Consider the following 15468-nt stretch of genomic DNA (forward strand, 5'->3'; position numbering starts at 1 on the left):
GACCGTAGGAGGGGGCTGTTTCCCCAGAGGCGACCTGGTGTGAACGGTGCGTTACGTGCCGGGACCTGCCCACACCCGGCCCGCCCACGTTGACCCGTCGTCCGCGGGCCTGCCAGGCTCGGCCCACCACGACGGCGAGGGGTCGAGATGAGCACCACGGCGGACGACGCCACCGGACAGGCGCACGGCGAGCGACGGCGCGGAGCCTTCAGCTCACGACGCGTCTTCATCCTGGCCGCGATCGGCTCCGCCGTCGGACTGGGCAACATCTGGCGGTTCCCCTACGTGGCGTACGAGAACGGCGGCGGCGCCTTCCTCGTGCCGTACCTCGTGGCCCTGCTCACGGCCGGCCTGCCGTTCCTGCTGCTCGACTACGCGATCGGGCACCGCCACCGCGGGTCGGCGCCCCTGTCGTTCGCGCGGCTGCGCCGCGGCACCGAGGGCCTGGGCTGGTGGCAGGTCGCCATCTGCTTCGTCATCGCCGTCTACTACGCGGCCGTCGTCGCGTGGGCGCTGCGCTACACCTTCTTCTCGCTCGACAAGGCGTGGGGGTCCGACCCCGAGGCCTTCTTCTTCGGGGACTTCCTGCAGGCCGGCGACGTCCGGATCACCACCGACGTGGTCCCCGGGGTGCTGCTGCCCCTCGCGCTGGTGTGGCTGGGCGTGCTGGCCATCATGGCTCTCGGCGTGCAGCGCGGGATCGGCGCCGTCTCGCTGGTGTTCATCCCGGTGCTGGTGCTCGCGTTCATCGCCCTCGTCGTCCAGGCGCTCATGCTGCCCGGCTCCGGCGCCGGCCTCGACGCGCTCTTCACGCCCGACTGGTCGGCGCTGACCTCGGCGTCGGTGTGGGCGGCCGCCTTCGGTCAGATCTTCTTCTCGCTGTCCATCGGCTTCGGCATCATGATCACGTACGCCTCGTACGTCGGACGCCGCGAGGACATGATCGGCTCCGGGCTCGTCGTCGGCTTCTCCAACTCCGGGTTCGAGCTGCTCGCGGGCATCGGCGTGTTCGCCGCCCTCGGCTTCATGGCCCAGGCCGGCGGGGTCGGGGTCGACGAGGTCGCCGGCGGCGGCATCGGCCTGGCGTTCATCGCGTTCCCGACGATCATCAGCGAGGCCCCGGCCGGCGCCCTGCTCGGCGTCCTGTTCTTCGGGTCCCTGGTCATCGCCGGCATCACCTCGCTCGTCAGCGTCATCGAGGTCGTCATCTCCGCGGTCCGCGACAAGTTCGACACCAGCCGCCTGACCGCGACGCTCGCCGTCGGCATCCCCGCCGCGCTCCTGAGCCTGGTGCTGTTCAGCACGACGAGCGGCATCTACGTCCTCGACGTCGTCGACCACTTCGTCAACCAGTACGGGATCCTCGTCGTCGCGCTGGTCAGCATGCTGGTCGTCGTCTGGGCGATCCGGGCGCTGAGCGGGCTCGGCGACCACCTCAACGTGCACGGCCGCCCGCGGGTCGGCGCCACCTGGCGCGTGCTCACCAGCGTCGTCGCGCCGCTCGGCCTGGCCGTCGTGCTCGTCCTGTCGCTCCGCGACGACCTCGGCGCACCCTACGGCGACTACCCCTCGTGGCTGCTGGTGACCTTCGGCTGGATCATGGTGGTGGCGCTGCCCGTGCTCGGGTTCCTCCTGGGACGTCTGCCGTGGCGCCCCGGGACGCACCTGGACGGCCCGCCCCCCGGCTCCGACCCCACGGCGCCGCTGCACCCGACCGCCACGCCCGCCGACGTGCACGACGAGGGAGACCACCGATGAGCACGATCGCGATCGTCATGATGCTGGTGGCGATGGTCGTCATCTGGGGCGGCCTGGCCCTGTCGGTCATCAGCCTCGTGCGGCACGGCAACGTCGAGGAGCGCACCGAGGCCCCCCGCCGCGACCTCTGAGCGGTCAGCCCGCGACCGCCATGCGGGCCATCGCGTGCGACGCGCGCTCCATGACGACCTCGAGGGACTCCCCCACGTGCCGGTGCAGCGCGCGCAGGGCGTCGCTCAGGCGGTCGTCGAGCACGAGGTCGAGGATCTCGATGTGCTCGGTGATGGTCGCGGTGATGCGCTCGTCCTCGATGAAGTCGTGCATGCGGACCGCGCGGATCTTCTGGTTGACGCCGACCAGGGCGTCGGTCAGCTGCCCGTTGCCCGACGCCTGCGACAGCGCACGGTGGAAGCCCTCATCGAGGACCACGAAGCTCGGGTCCGGGTCGGGGACGACGTCGCGCATCTCCTGCCAGCGGGCCAGCTCGGCGCCCAGCAGGGCGCGGTCGTGGCGCACCTGCGGGTTCTCGATGGCGCGCGCGATGCCCCGCAGCTCGAGCGTGATGCGCAGCTCGTACATGTCCCGCAGGTCCGCCAGCGACGGCACGACCACCGCGTAGCCGAAGTCGGTGCGCTCGACGAGCCCGTCGGACAGCAGCCGCGACAGCGCCTCGCGCACCGGTGTGCGGGACACCTCGAACGCCCGCGACAGCTTCGGCTCGGTGAGCCGCTCGCGCGGCGAGACGCGCCCGTTGAGGATCTCGTCGCGCAGCCGGTGGTAGACGTGCTCACGCAGCGACCCACCGGGCACCGCGACCGTCGGCTCCTCGGCGGCACGCTCCCGCGGCCCGTTCGACATGATCACGACACTAGCCCCCCCGTCCTGCTCAGATCGCCATCGCGGCACGCACGTCACCCTCCTGCTCCGCGCCGCCGACGCCGTCCGCGGTCACCCGCCCCGACTCCAGGACGTAGTACCGCGACGACGCCGCGAGCGCGAAGCCCACGTGCTGCTCGACCAGCAGCACGGACAGGCCGCCCGCACCCGCGAGCTGCACGATCGCGTCCTCGATCTCCGCGACCACCGACGGCTGGATGCCCTCCGTCGGCTCGTCGAGCACGATCAGCCGCGGGCCCGTGATGAGCGCCCGCGCGATCGCGAGCTGCTGGCGCTGCCCACCGGACAGCAGGCCGGCCCGGCGCCCCAGCAGCTCGCGCAGCGCGGGGAACAGGTCCAGCGCCTCGTCGAGCCGCCGGGCCCCCGCCGACCCGGCGACGTCGGCGACCAGCTGCAGGTTCTCCCGCGCCGTCAGCTGACCGAAGGACTGCTGGCCCTGCGGCACGTACGCCAGCCCGGCGCGCACCCGCTGGTGCGGCCGCCACCGCGTGACGTCCTCGCCGCCCAGCAGCACCTTCCCCGAGCGCACCGGCAGCAGCCCGACGGCGGCGCGCAGCAGCGTCGTCTTGCCGGCCCCGTTGTGCCCCATGACGGCGACGACCGCACCGTCCGGCACCTCGACGTCGACCCCGTGGACGACCGCCGTGCGGCCGTACCCGACATGGACCCCGCGCAGCTCCAGCATCACTCCACCTCCGTGCTCGCGGCGGGCTCCGCGGCCGACGCCGCCATGCCCCGTCCGCGGCCGTGCGCCCCGGACCCCAGGTACACCTCGACGACCCGCGGGTCGGCCTGCACCTGCGCGACGGTGCCCTCCGAGAGCACCCGCCCCTGGTGCAGCACCGTCACCGACGAGGCGAACGCCCGCAGGAACTCCATGTCGTGCTCGACGACGACCACCGTGCGCTGCTCGCCGATGCGCTGCAGCAGCAGGCCCGTCTCCTCGCGCTCGGCCTGGCTCATGCCCGCGACCGGCTCGTCGAGCAGCAGCAGGCGCGCGTCCTGGACCAGCAGCATCCCGATCTCGAGCCACTGCTTCTGCCCGTGCGCCAGGACGCCCGCGGGCAGGTCGCGCACCTGCGTCAGCCCCACGGTCTCCAGGGCGGCCTCGACCTCGGGTGGCACGACGTGCCGGCGGCGCAGCATCGTCCACGGCCCGCGCCCCGCACCGGCGGCGATGTCGAGGTTCTGCAGGACCGTCAGCTCGTCGAACACGCTCGCGGTCTGGAAGGTCCGCCCCACGCCGGCGCGCACGATCTTGTGCGACGGCTTGCCGACCAGCTCGACACCACCGAACTGCACCGACCCGGCGGCCGGCGCGAGCCCGGTGATCGCGTCGACGATGGTCGTCTTGCCGGCGCCGTTGGGGCCGATGAGGAAGCGCAGGTCGCCCTGCGTGACGGTGAGGTCGACGCCGTCGACGGCGACGAACCCGTCGAACACGACGCGCAGGTCGCGGATCTCGAGGTAGTCGTGCCGGAACCGCGCGCCTGGGGCGGCGATGACGGCCTCGAGCGCCTCGGGGTCCAGCCCGCCGGTGGCGTCGGGCGGGACGACGGGCTCGCCGGTCCCGGTCTGCTCGCTCATGCGTGCCTCCCTGCGGTGCGGGCCGAGTCGGCGGCGTGCTGCGCGTCGTCGTCGGCGTCGGGGCTGCTCCCCGGGGCGGACGGGTGGGTGGTCGGCGGGTCGTCCGGGGCGTCGGCGGGGGTGCCGCGGCGACGGCGCCACAGGGTGCCCAGCGACGCGAAGCCCTGCGGCAGGAACGCCACGACGAGGATGAACAGCGCCCCCTGGAAGTAGGTCCAGAACGACGGGAACTGCTCCGAGAGGCCGGTCTCCGCCCAGGACACCGCGACGGCACCCAGCACGGGCCCGAGCAGGGTGGCGCGGCCGCCGATCGCGACACCCACGAGGAAGCCGATGGACGGGATGACGCCCACGTCGGCCGGCGAGATGATGCCCACGACGGGCGCGAACAGCGCACCGCCGATCCCGGCGAAGCACGCGGCGATCGCGTAGGCGACGACCTTGACGTTCGCCGGGTCGTACCCCAGGAACCGGACGCGGTTCTCCTGGTCGCGCACCGCGACGAGCAGCTCGCCGTAGCGCGAGTTCATCAGCAGGCGCACCACCACGACCATCGCGATGAGGACCCCCGCCGCGATGAAGTAGAGCATCCGCTTGTTGATCGGGTCGGCCAGGTCGTAGCCGAAGAACGACCGGAACCCGTTGAGCCCGTTGGTGCCGCCGGTGACCTTCTGCTGCCCCACCAGCAGGATCGCGAACGCGGCGGCGAGCGCCTGCGACAGGATCGCGAAGTACGCCCCCCGCACCCGTCGGCGGAAGACGGCGAGCCCCAGCAGCGCGGCGATGCCCGCGGGGAGCACGAGGATCGCCAGCACCGTCACGACGGGGCTGCGCAGCGGCTCCCACCAGCCCGGCACGACGCCGTCGCCGTACAGGCGCAGGAAGTCGGGCACGCCGCCCGGGCCTGCGTCGGCCAGCTTCATGTGCATCGCCATGAGGTAGCCGCCGATGCCGAAGAACACGCCCTGCCCGAGCACGAGCATGCCGCCGCGGCCCCACGCCAGGCCGATGCCGACCGCGACCATCGCCAGGCACAGGAACTTGGCGAGCAGGTTGAGCCGGAAGTCCGAGAGCACCGCCGGCGCGATGCCGAACAGCACGACCGCGGCGACGGCGACGCCACCGGCCACGCGCACCGTCGAGCGCTGCCACCAGGGCGTCGTCGCCGTGCCCGTCGCGGCGCTCACGCCAGGCTCCGGGTGCGGACCGAGACCAGGCCCTGCGGGCGGACCTGCAGGAACGCGACGATGACGACGAACAGCAGCACCTTGGCCAGGCTCGCGGTCGTCGAGTACTCGAACGTCGCCTGCAGCAGGCCCAGCGAGAACGCCGCGATGACGGCGCCCTTGAGCTGCCCGATGCCGCCGACGACGACCACGAGGAACGCGTCGACGATGTAGTTGGTCCCCAGGGTGGGCCCGATCGACCCGAGGAGCGTCAGCGCGACGCCCGCGATCCCCGCGATGCCCGAGCCGACGAAGAACGTGAGGCGGTCCGTCGCGCGCGTGGAGACACCCGACGTCTCCGCGAGGTCGCGGTTCTGCACGGTCGCGCGGATCCGCCGGCCGAGCGACGTGAGCTTCAGGACGAGGGACAGCACGACGACGCACGCGATCGCCAGGCCCAGGATGAACAGGCGGGTCTTCGGCAGGTTCATCCCGAGGAAGGGGACGGCGCCGGACAGCCAGGCCGGGGCGCGGACGTCGACGTTCGGGGCGCCGAAGACGTCGCGCGCCAGCTGCTGCAGCACGAGCGCGACACCGAACGTCACGAGGAGTGTGTCCAAGGGCCTTCGGTACATCCGGGAGATCAGCGTGACCTCCAGCAGCAGGCCGAGCAGGCCGCCGACGACGAACCCGACGGGCAGCGCCACGAGCAGGGAGACGCCCGCGTCGGGGATGAAGGCCTGCAGCACGAACGCCGTGTACGCGCCGGCCATGATGAACTCGCCGTGCGCCATGTTGATGACGCCCATCTGGCCGAACGTCAGGGCCAGGCCGAGCGCCGCGAGCAGCAGCACCGAGCCGAGGCTCAGTCCCGCGAAGAGCTGGGAGAACAGGGCGTCCATGCGGCGCCGCCTTCCGTGGGGTGGGCGACGCACCCGCGAGGCGGTGGCCCGGTCCGGCCGAGGGGTCGGACCGGCCGGGCCACCGCGCTCAGGGGTGCGTCGGTGCGTGCGGGACGCGGGTCAGGACAGGCCCTCGGCCCAGTCGTAGCCCTCGAGGAACGGGTCCGGCTCGATCGGGCCGTCGGACTCCCAGATCGAGTAGATGAGGCCGTCGGGCCCGATCTCGCCGATGTACGCGGTCTTGGCGATGTGGTGGTTGTCGCCGTTGACCGTGACGGTGCCCTCCGGGGCGTCGAAGCTCACGCCGTCCGCGGCCTCCTGGATCGCGGCGACGTCGAACGACCCGGCCTTCTCGACCATGCCCTTCCACAGGTACAGCGAGGTGTACGCGGCCTCCATCGGGTCGGAGGTCGGGCGGTTCTCGCCGTACTTCTCCTTGAACGCCGCGACGAACGTCTCGTTCTCCGGCGACTCGACCGTCTGGTAGTAGTTCCACGCGGTGAGCTGCCCGACGACGTTGTCGACGCCGATGCCGCCGACCTCCTCCTCGGCGATCGACACCGACACGACCGGCACGGTGTCCGCGGTCATGCCGACGTTCTTGTACTCCTTGAAGAACGCGACGTTGGAGTCACCGTTGAGGGTGTTGAACACCGCGTCCGCGCCGGACGACTTGAGCTTGTTGACGATCGTCGCGAAGTCGGTGTGCCCGAGCGGGGCGTACTCCTCGCCGACGATCTCGATGTCGTTCGCCTCGGCGTACGCGTTGATGATCTTGTTCGCCGTGCGCGGGAACACGTAGTCCGAGCCGACGAGGAAGACCTTCTTCTTGCCCTGCTCGGCGAGGTAGTCCATGCCGGGGATGATCTGCTGGTTGGTCGTCGCGCCGGTGTAGAAGATGTTGGGCGACGCCTCGAGGCCCTCGTACTGCACGGGGTAGAACAGCAGCGAGTTCTTCGACTCGAAGACGGGCAGCATGGCCTTGCGCGAGGAGGACGTCCAGCCGCCGAACACCGCGGCGACGCAGTCGGAGGAGATGAGCTTCTCGGCCTTCTCGGCGAAGACGGTCGGCTCGGACGCGCCGTCCTCCGCGACGATCTGCAGCTGCTTGCCCAGCACACCGCCGGCGGCGTTGATCTCCTCCGCAGCCAGGTCGAGGGAGTCGCGGACCGTCTGCTCGGAGATGGCCATGGTGCCGGACAGCGAGTTGAGGAACCCGATCTTGATCGAGTCGCCGGACGTGTCGACGCAGGACGCGCCACCGGAGGCCGACGCCGTACCGGCCGTGCCCTCGGCGGTGCGCGCACCGCCGCACGCCGACAGCGTGAGGGCGGCCGCGAGCGCGGCGGCCGACAGGGCGAGCGCGCGCTTCCGGGTCGTCCGCAGGGGGAGGGTGTGTGTGGTCAACGGTGTGCCTTTCGCTTCAGGACGAGCTGGCGGGCGGTGCCGGGCTCGGGCGCCGACCCACCGCGTGCCACCGCGCTGTGTCCCGCGGCGTATACAGGCCGGTGCCCATGGCCGAGGACGCTAGGGACGCCGTGTTTCGCGGGTTCGACGGTTCCTGTAAACATCCCGTTTCGGCTGTATACCGATGGGGATACAGCCGCGTGCACGGGCCTAGGGTGCGGTGCATGAGGCTCACCCCCGCCGACTCCGAGAAGCTGCTGCTGGCCGTCGCCGGCATGGTCGCCCGCGACCGGCTGGCCCGCGGCGTGCGGCTCAACCACCCCGAGGCCGTCGCGCTGCTGAGCACCTGGGTGATCGAGCGCGCCCGCGACGGGGTGGGTGTCGCCCAGCTCATGACCGACGGCCGGTCGGTGCTGCGGCGCGACCAGGTCATGGCGGGTGTCCCCGAGATGCTGCACGACGTGCAGGTCGAGGCGACGTTCCCCGACGGCCGCAAGCTCGTCACGCTCCACGACCCCATCAGCTGACCCGCGAGCGAGAGGAACCCGGGCACACACGGCCCGGGAACCGCTACCTCACGAGACGACGACACCCGGAGGACCCCATGGCAGGCACGTCCGGCGACGGACCCGGCGCGGTGCGCACGCGGGAGGGCACCGTCGTGCTCAACGGCGACCGCGCCCCGCACGAGCGGCTCACCCTCGTCGTCGAGAACACCGGCGACCGGCCCGTGCAGATCGGCTCCCACCTGCACCTGCCCGACGCGAACGCGGCGCTGGCGTTCGACCGCGCGGCCGCGCACGGCTTCCGCCTCGACGTGCCGTCGGGCACGTCGCAGCGGTTCGAGCCCGGGGCGTCGCGGTCCGTGGACGCCGTCGCGATCCGCGGCGCCCGCCGGGTGCCCGGCATCCAGCGGGGCAAGGCCGACGGGGGTGTGCTCTAGATGGTCGAGATCTCCCGCGCCCGGTACGCGGCGCTGTACGGCCCGACGACGGGCGACCAGGTGCGCCTCGGCGACACCGACCTGTGGATCGAGGTGGAGCGTGACCTGACCGTCGGCGGCGAGGAGGCCGTGTTCGGCGGCGGCAAGTCGATCCGCGAGTCCATGGCGCAGGGGTCGACGACGCGTGCCCAGGGCGCCCCGGACACGGTGATCACCAACGCCCTCGTGCTCGACTGGTGGGGCGTGGTGAAGGCCGACGTCGGCATCCGCGACGGGCGCATCGTCGCCCTGGGCCGGGCCGGCAACCCCGACGTCGCGGACGGCGTGCACCCGGACCTGCGGATCGGCCCGTCGACCGACGTCATCAGCGGCGAGGGCCGCATCCTCACGGCCGGCGGCATCGACGTCCACGTGCACTTCCTGTCCCCGTCCCAGGTGCACGAGGCGCTCGCGACGGGCCTGACGACGCTCGCCGGGGGCGGCACCGGCCCGTCGGAGGGCTCGAAGGCGACCACCGTGACGCCCGGTGCGTGGCACCTGCGCGCGCTGCACCGCGCGCTCGACGCGCTGCCGGTCAACCTGCTGCTCCTCGCCAAGGGCAACACCGTCAGCGCCGAGGGCCTGGCCGAGCAGGCGCTGGCCGGCGCCGGCGGGTACAAGGTCCACGAGGACTGGGGGTCGACCCCCGCCGCGATCGACGCCGCGCTGCGGGCCGCGGACGACTGGGGGCTGCAGGTCGCGCTGCACTCCGACTCGCTCAACGAGGCCGGGTTCGTCGAGTCGACCGTCGGCGCGATCGCCGGCCGGTCCATCCACGCGTTCCACGCCGAGGGCGCCGGCGGCGGGCACGCACCCGACATCCTCACGGTTGCCTCGCTGCCGCACGTCATCCCCGGCTCGACCAACCCGACGCTCCCCCACACGGTCAACACCGTGGCCGAGCACCTCGACATGCTCATGGTCTGCCACCACCTCAACCCGTCGGTGCCGGAGGACCTGGCGTTCGCGGAGTCCCGCATCCGCGCGACGACGATCGCCGCGGAGGACGTGCTGCACGACATGGGCGCACTGTCGATCACGTCGTCGGACGCGCAGGCGATGGGCCGCATCGGTGAGGTCATCACGCGCACGTGGCAGGTCGCGCACGTCATGAAGCACCGGCGCGGGCCGTTGTCGGCGAGCATGCCGGCCGACAACGAGCGCGCTCGCCGGTACGTCGCGAAGTACACGATCAACCCGGCGGTCGCGCACGGCATCGACCACGAGGTCGGGTCCGTCGAGGCCGGCAAGCTCGCCGACCTGGTGCTGTGGGACCCCCGGTTCTTCGGCGTCCGTCCCGACGTGGTGGTCAAGGGCGGCGCGATCGCGTGGGCCGCGCTGGGCGACCCGAACGCGTCCATCCCCACCCCGCAGCCGGTGCTCATGCGGCCGTCGTTCGCTGACGCGACGGGCGCGGACCTGTCCGTGTCGTTCGTCGCCCCGGCCGCGCTCGAGGACGGCCTGGCCGACCGGCTCGGCCTGCGTCGACGCCTCGAGGGCGTCCGGCCGACGCGCGACGTCGGCAAGGCGCAGATGGTCAACAACGACGCCCTGCCGCGCATCGAGGTCGACCCCGAGACGTTCACCATCCGCATCGACGGCGACGTCGTCGAGCCCGCCCCGGCCGACGTCCTGCCCCTCGCCCAGCTCTACTCGATGTTCTGACATGCCCCCACCCACCCCACCCCACCCCGGCCCCCACCCCCAGGCGCGAGAGAGCAATCCGGCCGCCCCACCCCTCCCCCAGGCGCGAGAGAGCGATCCGGCCACGGGCGCGTCCGCGCAGCTGGTCCTCGCGATGCTGGCCGACGCCCGCCTGCCCACGGGCGCCCACGCCCACTCCGCCGGACTCGAGCCCGCGGTCCTGGCCGGTCTCCTGTCCCCCACCCCACCCCCTGCCGCGAGAGAGCGATCCGGCCACCCGGGCCCCGGCTCGATTGCTCTCTCACGCCCTGGTGGCGGGGGTGGGGAGGTGACGCCGGGTGGGGTGGGACGGCGGAGGGGGGAGGACGTCGGGCGGATCCCCGTGCTGGCGGCGACGCGGCTGCGGACGGTGACCGCGACCGAAGCGGGCGCGGCGGTCGTCGCGCGGCACCTCTGGCTCGACCGGCGCGACCTCGCACCCGTCGAGGACGCGTGGGCCGCCCGCACCCCCAGCCCCGCGGTGCGGGACGCCGCACGTCGACTCGGCCGCGGCTACCTGCGCCTCGCGCTCACCCTGTGGCCCGACGAGCTCGCCGGGGCGTTCGCCCCCGGTGCCGCGCCGCCGCGGCCCGTGGTCGCGGGGGCGATCGGCGCCGTCACCGGGCTCGACGCGCTCCAGGTCGCGCTGCTCGTCGGGTACGACGACGTGCAGACCATCGCGTCCGCCGCGCTCAAGCTCACCCCGCTCGACCCCGCCACGACGACCCGGTGGGTGCTGGACCTGCACCCCGCCGTCGTGGCGATGGCGCGCAGCGTCACCCACCTGACCGACCCGGACGACATCCCGTCGGCCGGCGCACCGATGACCGACGCGTGGGCCCAGGCCCACGCCCGCACCACCCGGAGGCTGTTCCATGGCTGAGCCCGTCACCACCGCCACCCCCGCCCGCGCGTTCCGGCTCGGGGTCGCCGGCCCCGTGGGCACGGGCAAGACGTCGCTCATCGCGCTGCTGTGCCGCGAGCTCGCCGACGAGATCGAGATGGGCGTCGTCACCAACGACATCTACACCGACGAGGACGCGCAGATCCTGCGGGCCGCCGGGGTGCTGGAGATCGACCGCATCCGGGCCGTCGAGACGGGCGCGTGCCCGCACACCGCCATCCGCGACGACGTCACGCCCAACCTCATCGCCGTGGAGGACCTCGAGCGCGACCACGGCCCGCTCGACCTGGTGCTCGTCGAGTCCGGCGGGGACAACCTGACCGCGACGTTCTCGCCCGCGCTCGTCGACGCGCAGATCTTCGTGCTCGACGTGGCCGGCGGCGGCGACGTCGCCCGCAAGGGCGGGCCGGGCATCGCCCGCGCCGACCTGCTGGTCGTCAACAAGACCGACCTCGCGCCCTACGTCGAGGTCGACGTGCCCCGCATGCTCTCCGACGCGTCGCAGGCGCGCGACGGCGGGCCGGTCATCGGGCTGTCGCGGCACGACGCGTCGTCCGTGGCCGCGCTCACCGACTGGGTGCGGCGCATGACGGCCGAGGTCCGCGCCGGCCGGCACACCCCGGTCGACCCGGGCCCGATGGCGCCGCACTCGCACGCGGGCGAGGATGGCGCCGTGCTGGTGCACGCCCACGACGGCGCGGCCGAGCACTCGCACACGCACCCGGGGGTGGACGACCTGCAGGTCACGCACACGCACGAGCACGAGCCGGCGGGACGCGGGTGACGCGCACCCGGGTCGCGCTGACCGCCGACGGGCGGGTCGAGCTCGACGGCGACGTCGTGCGCGCCCGCCGCCTGCCCGACGAGCACGGGCGCACCCGCGTCGCCCTGGTCGCGTCGCAGGCGCTCCTGCTCGCGGGCGACCGGGTGCGCATCGAGGTCGAGGTCGCGGCCGGTCGGTCGCTGGAGATCGTCGAGGTCACGGGCACCGTGGCGTACGACATGCGCGGCGGTCAGGCCACGTGGCTGGTCGACGTGCGGCTCGCGGCCGGTGCGGTGCTCGTGTGGCCGAGCCTGCCGTTCGTCGTCGCCGACGGGGCCGACGTGCTGCGCCTCACGCACGTCGAGCTCGCGGCGGGCGCCCGGGCCGTGCTGCGCGAGACCCTCGTGCTGGGCCGGACCGGTGAGACCGGCGGCCGTGTGCGCACCACGGTGCGCGCGCGTCTGGACGACCGGCCGCTGCTCGTCGAGACGTTCGTCGCCGAGCCGGCCGCGGTGGTCGACCCCGCCCTGCTGGGCGGCTCGCGGTGCCTGGACACCGTGCTGGTCCTCGGGGCACGGCTCGAGCACCCGTGCGCGCTGCAGCTGGACGGCGAGGGGACGATGCTGCGCGGCATGTCGGTGCACGCGCACGACGCCGACCTCGGTGACGTGCTCGCGGCGGCAGTCGGCGTGGTCGCCCCCGTCCCGCTGCCGGCGCCGCGCCCCGCGGGTGACGCCCTGCTCCCGGCGGCCGACCCGTTCCCTCCTCCGGCTGCGTCCTGGGACGAGACCGCGACGAGACCGGGCTGAGTGGCCTCATCCGTGCGGATGCGGTGGCTCAGCCCGGTCTCGCGGACCGTGCGTCCCAGCACCCGGGACGCAACCGTCCCCACCGGCGTCAGGCCGGGGTGACCCGGGGCGGCGCGCTCACTGCGGCCTTGCCGCGCAGCACGCTGCCGTCGGCCGTCGCCTTGATGAGCAGCAGGTGGAACGACCCCGCCGCCTGCTCGGTGACGTGGGTGTGCGTCGTCCCGCAGGGCACGGGCCGCGGCATGACCGGGGGGAGCGACGGCCCGCCCTCGGCGACCAGCTGCACGTAGTACTGCGGCAGCCGGCCGCCGATGACGTTCCCGCAGTCGAGGTGCACGGCCACCGACGTCCGCCCCGCACCCTGCTTCCAGCTGGGGGAACGCCACGAGTCCCGCAGCTCGACCTCCCACGCCAGGGGCCGCTCCGGTGGGCGCGGCACGATCGGGCCGGGCAGCACGGGACCGGGCAGCACGGGACCGGGCAGCACGGGGCCGGGCACGACGGGCCCGGGGTCGGCCGTCGGGACGGGCTCGAGCACGGCCGCCGCCGTCGCCGGGGCCGCTGCGAGCACGGCCGCGAGTCCCACCCCCAGCGTCGCTGCGACCACCCGGCCCGTCGTCCCTGTGCGTGCGCGCATCACGTCCCCCTCGACCCCGTCGTCCGACACGATGCGCCGGACGCTAGCCACCACCCCCGTCGCCCGCAGCAGCGCGAAGCCTTTCGGCAGCGGGTGAAGCCGCGAGCCCTGGTCACCGCGGCCCGCCGACCAGGCCACCTCCTGCGAGGTGGCCGCAGCGACTCCCGACGACGCGGCGATACGCTGCGGAGCATGCCGCTGCGCCCCCTCGACCAGTCCGCCAAGCTGAAGAACGTCCTGTACGAGATCCGGGGCAAGGCACTGGACGAGGCCGCACGCATGGAGGCCGAGGGCCGGCGCGTCCTCAAGCTCAACACCGGCAACCCGGCGGCGTTCGGGTTCGACGCGCCGCACCAGATCGTCGCCGACGTCATCGCCGCGGTCCCGCACGCGCACGGGTACACCGAGTCGCGCGGCATCCTGTCCGCCCGCCGGGCGATCGTCACGCGGTACGAGACCGTGCCCGGCTTCCCGGTGTTCGACGTCGACGACGTGTACCTGGGCAACGGCGTCTCCGAGCTCATCACCATGACGCTGCAGGCCCTGCTCGACGAGGGCGACGAGGTGCTCATCCCGTCGCCCGACTACCCGCTGTGGACGGCCATGACGAGCCTGTCCGGCGGCAGGCCCGTGCACTACCGGTGCGACGAGTCGAACGGGTGGGAGCCGGACGTCGAGCACATCCGCGAGCAGATCACGCCGCGCACCAAGGCGATCGTCGTCATCAACCCGAACAACCCCACGGGCGCGGTGTACCGGCGCGAGGTCCTCGAGCAGATCGCCGACATCGCGCGTGAGCACAGCCTGCTCGTCCTCGCCGACGAGATCTACGACCGGATCCTGTACGACGGCGCCGTGCACATCCCCATGGCGAGCGTGGCACCCGACCTGCTGTGCCTGACGTTCAACGGGCTGTCGAAGACGTACCGGGTCGCCGGGTACCGGGCCGGGTGGGTCGTGGTCACCGGGCCGCAGGCGCACGCCAAGGGCTTCCTCGAGGGCATGACGCTGCTCGCCTCGACACGGCTGTGCCCCAACGTGCCCGCGCAGCACGCGATCCAGGCGGCGCTCGGCGGCGTCCAGTCCATCGACGCGCTCATCGCCCCCGGCGGTCGCCTGCACGAGCAGCGGCAGGTCGCCTGGGAGGGCCTCAACGCGATCCCCGGGGTCTCGTGCGTCAAGCCCGACGGCGCGCTCTACCTGTTCCCGCGCCTGGACGTCGAGGTCTTCGGCATCGTCGACGACGCCCAGCTCGTGTACGACCTGCTCGTCAGCGAGCAGATCCTGCTGGTCCAGGGCACGGGCTTCAACTGGCCCACCCCCGACCACCTGCGCATCGTCACCCTGCCCGAGGCGCGCGTCCTCGCCGAGGCCGTCGAGCGCATGGGCAACTTCCTCGCGTCGTACCGTCAGACGCGCTGACCCCATCCCCCCCTCGACGAGGACCTCATGCTCCCCAGCTCGTACCCCTCCCCCGGCTCCGGCCCCGGTGTCGGTGAAGCCATCGGCGTCACCGTCGGTGTGCTGCTCTACATCGCGTTCATCGCGTTCGCCGTCTACATGTACATGCGCGTCGCCAGGAAGGCGGGGTGGACGCTGTGGCACGGCCTGCTGATCCTTGTGCCGCTGGCGAACATCGTCTTCCTCATCCTGTTCGTCTTCACGGAGTGGCCCGTGGAGCGCCGCCTGCGGGAGGCCGAGGCGCGGCTCGCGCAGCTGAGCGGCACCCCGTACGGCGACGGGGCATCGGGCTACGGGACGACGGGGTACGGCGCCTCGGGGTACGGGGCGTACGGCTACCCCACCGAGGGCTACGGCGCGCCCGGGTACCCGGCGCCGTCCGGGGCCCAGCCGCCCGCCCCGCCCGTGCCTCCGGCACCGGCCTCGCCCTACGACCCGCCCGCTCCCCCGGCCCCGCCCTCGACGGACGCACCACCGCCGCGCTGAGCCACCACCGCTGAGCCGCCACCGCT

Annotated in this window: 17 protein-coding genes; 10 read left to right on the forward strand and 7 right to left on the reverse strand. The window is 73.2% G+C overall.

Going from position 1 to position 15468, the window contains the following annotated elements:
• Window positions 1-147: 147 nt before the first annotated feature.
• Together Cph01nite_RS02970 and Cph01nite_RS02975 are read left to right on the forward strand one after the other, a co-directional pair.
• Window positions 148-1758 (forward strand): sodium-dependent transporter, encoded by a 1611-nt coding sequence (locus tag Cph01nite_RS02970; protein WP_203670950.1) that lies wholly within the window; start codon window positions 148-150, stop codon window positions 1756-1758.
• Window positions 1755-1889 (forward strand): methionine/alanine import family NSS transporter small subunit, encoded by a 135-nt coding sequence (locus tag Cph01nite_RS02975; RefSeq protein ID WP_203670952.1) that lies wholly within the window; start codon window positions 1755-1757, stop codon window positions 1887-1889. The genes Cph01nite_RS02970 and Cph01nite_RS02975 overlap by 4 nt, the downstream gene beginning before the upstream one ends.
• A gap of 4 nt (window positions 1890-1893) precedes the next feature.
• On the opposite strand, the gene Cph01nite_RS02980 is transcribed toward Cph01nite_RS02975, so the two are convergent.
• The 6 genes from Cph01nite_RS02980 to urtA all read right to left on the reverse strand — a co-directional run bounded on the left by Cph01nite_RS02980 (window position 1894) and on the right by urtA (window position 7717).
• Complete coding sequence (locus Cph01nite_RS02980; RefSeq protein ID WP_239068992.1) at window positions 1894-2616, reverse strand: GntR family transcriptional regulator; 723 nt, start codon at window positions 2614-2616, stop codon at window positions 1894-1896.
• Between the two features lie 28 nt (window positions 2617-2644).
• Window positions 2645-3340 carry an urea ABC transporter ATP-binding subunit UrtE gene (urtE, locus tag Cph01nite_RS02985; RefSeq protein WP_203670956.1) on the reverse strand — a complete coding sequence of 232 codons (696 nt, stop codon included), beginning with the start codon at window positions 3338-3340 and terminating at the stop codon, window positions 2645-2647.
• Window positions 3340-4242 carry an urea ABC transporter ATP-binding protein UrtD gene (urtD, locus tag Cph01nite_RS02990; RefSeq protein ID WP_203670958.1) on the reverse strand — a complete coding sequence of 301 codons (903 nt, stop codon included), beginning with the start codon at window positions 4240-4242 and terminating at the stop codon, window positions 3340-3342. Before urtD ends, urtE begins: the two co-directional genes overlap by 1 nt.
• The gene (gene urtC / locus Cph01nite_RS02995) at window positions 4239-5429 is read right to left on the reverse strand and encodes an urea ABC transporter permease subunit UrtC (protein WP_239068993.1); all 1191 of its coding nucleotides are present in this window, start codon (window positions 5427-5429) and stop codon (window positions 4239-4241) included. The genes urtD and urtC overlap by 4 nt, the downstream gene beginning before the upstream one ends.
• Window positions 5426-6310, reverse strand: coding sequence for an urea ABC transporter permease subunit UrtB (gene urtB, locus Cph01nite_RS03000; protein WP_203670960.1), 885 nt, complete (start codon window positions 6308-6310; stop codon window positions 5426-5428). The genes urtC and urtB overlap by 4 nt, the downstream gene beginning before the upstream one ends.
• Before the next feature lie 120 nt (window positions 6311-6430).
• A complete protein-coding gene (gene urtA, locus Cph01nite_RS03005; protein WP_239068994.1) occupies window positions 6431-7717 on the reverse strand; it encodes an urea ABC transporter substrate-binding protein in 1287 nt (428 codons plus the stop codon).
• A 224-nt stretch (window positions 7718-7941) separates the two neighbouring features.
• Here urtA and Cph01nite_RS03010 point away from each other — a divergent pair, with 224 nt between their 5' ends.
• From Cph01nite_RS03010 to Cph01nite_RS03035, 6 genes are all read left to right on the forward strand, one after another.
• Window positions 7942-8244 carry an urease subunit gamma gene (locus Cph01nite_RS03010; RefSeq protein ID WP_203670962.1) on the forward strand — a complete coding sequence of 101 codons (303 nt, stop codon included), beginning with the start codon at window positions 7942-7944 and terminating at the stop codon, window positions 8242-8244.
• Window positions 8245-8321: 77 nt separating this feature from the next.
• Window positions 8322-8660, forward strand: coding sequence for an urease subunit beta (gene ureB, locus Cph01nite_RS03015; protein ID WP_203670964.1), 339 nt, complete (start codon window positions 8322-8324; stop codon window positions 8658-8660).
• The gene (locus Cph01nite_RS03020; RefSeq protein WP_203670966.1) at window positions 8661-10364 is read left to right on the forward strand and encodes an urease subunit alpha; all 1704 of its coding nucleotides are present in this window, start codon (window positions 8661-8663) and stop codon (window positions 10362-10364) included.
• A gap of 388 nt (window positions 10365-10752) precedes the next feature.
• A complete protein-coding gene (locus tag Cph01nite_RS18975; RefSeq protein WP_239068995.1) occupies window positions 10753-11265 on the forward strand; it encodes an urease accessory protein UreF in 513 nt (170 codons plus the stop codon).
• Entirely contained in the window at window positions 11258-12070 is an 813-nt protein-coding gene (ureG, locus tag Cph01nite_RS03030) for an urease accessory protein UreG (protein ID WP_203670970.1), read from the forward strand. The genes Cph01nite_RS18975 and ureG overlap by 8 nt, the downstream gene beginning before the upstream one ends.
• Window positions 12067-12858: an urease accessory protein UreD gene (locus Cph01nite_RS03035; RefSeq protein WP_203670979.1), complete on the forward strand. Its 792-nt coding sequence runs from the start codon at window positions 12067-12069 to the stop codon at window positions 12856-12858. The genes ureG and Cph01nite_RS03035 overlap by 4 nt, the downstream gene beginning before the upstream one ends.
• Before the next feature lie 88 nt (window positions 12859-12946).
• Here the strand turns inward: Cph01nite_RS03035 and Cph01nite_RS03040 are convergent, their stop codons facing one another.
• Complete coding sequence (locus Cph01nite_RS03040; RefSeq protein ID WP_203670981.1) at window positions 12947-13495, reverse strand: hypothetical protein; 549 nt, start codon at window positions 13493-13495, stop codon at window positions 12947-12949.
• A 192-nt stretch (window positions 13496-13687) separates the two neighbouring features.
• Here Cph01nite_RS03040 and Cph01nite_RS03045 point away from each other — a divergent pair, with 192 nt between their 5' ends.
• On the forward strand, window positions 13688-14917 hold the full coding sequence (locus Cph01nite_RS03045; protein WP_203670986.1) for a pyridoxal phosphate-dependent aminotransferase: 1230 nt from the start codon (window positions 13688-13690) through the stop codon (window positions 14915-14917).
• Between the two features lie 27 nt (window positions 14918-14944).
• A complete protein-coding gene (locus tag Cph01nite_RS03050; RefSeq protein WP_203670987.1) occupies window positions 14945-15442 on the forward strand; it encodes a hypothetical protein in 498 nt (165 codons plus the stop codon).
• The last annotated feature ends 26 nt before the right edge of the window (window positions 15443-15468 follow it).

Origin of the sequence: Cellulomonas phragmiteti, from assembly GCF_016862775.1 — a bacterium.
Classification (GTDB): Bacteria; Actinomycetota; Actinomycetes; order Actinomycetales; family Cellulomonadaceae; genus Cellulomonas; species Cellulomonas phragmiteti.

Bases quoted from the DNA above. Each gene is read 5' to 3' on its own strand.
- Cph01nite_RS02970 (WP_203670950.1), top strand. From the start codon at position 148: ATGAGCACCACGGCGGACGACGCCACCGGACAGGCGCACGGCGAGCGA.
- Cph01nite_RS02975 (WP_203670952.1), top strand. From the start codon at position 1,755: ATGAGCACGATCGCGATCGTCATGATGCTGGTGGCGATGGTCGTCATC.
- Cph01nite_RS02980 (WP_239068992.1), bottom strand. From the start codon at position 2,616: ATGTCGAACGGGCCGCGGGAGCGTGCCGCCGAGGAGCCGACGGTCGCG.
- urtE (WP_203670956.1), bottom strand. From the start codon at position 3,340: ATGCTGGAGCTGCGCGGGGTCCATGTCGGGTACGGCCGCACGGCGGTC.
- urtD (WP_203670958.1), bottom strand. From the start codon at position 4,242: ATGAGCGAGCAGACCGGGACCGGCGAGCCCGTCGTCCCGCCCGACGCC.
- urtB (WP_203670960.1), bottom strand. From the start codon at position 6,310: ATGGACGCCCTGTTCTCCCAGCTCTTCGCGGGACTGAGCCTCGGCTCG.
- Cph01nite_RS03010 (WP_203670962.1), top strand. From the start codon at position 7,942: ATGAGGCTCACCCCCGCCGACTCCGAGAAGCTGCTGCTGGCCGTCGCC.
- ureB (WP_203670964.1), top strand. From the start codon at position 8,322: ATGGCAGGCACGTCCGGCGACGGACCCGGCGCGGTGCGCACGCGGGAG.
- Cph01nite_RS03020 (WP_203670966.1), top strand. From the start codon at position 8,661: ATGGTCGAGATCTCCCGCGCCCGGTACGCGGCGCTGTACGGCCCGACG.
- ureG (WP_203670970.1), top strand. From the start codon at position 11,258: ATGGCTGAGCCCGTCACCACCGCCACCCCCGCCCGCGCGTTCCGGCTC.
- Cph01nite_RS03040 (WP_203670981.1), bottom strand. From the start codon at position 13,495: ATGCGCGCACGCACAGGGACGACGGGCCGGGTGGTCGCAGCGACGCTG.
- Cph01nite_RS03045 (WP_203670986.1), top strand. From the start codon at position 13,688: ATGCCGCTGCGCCCCCTCGACCAGTCCGCCAAGCTGAAGAACGTCCTG.
- Cph01nite_RS03050 (WP_203670987.1), top strand. From the start codon at position 14,945: ATGCTCCCCAGCTCGTACCCCTCCCCCGGCTCCGGCCCCGGTGTCGGT.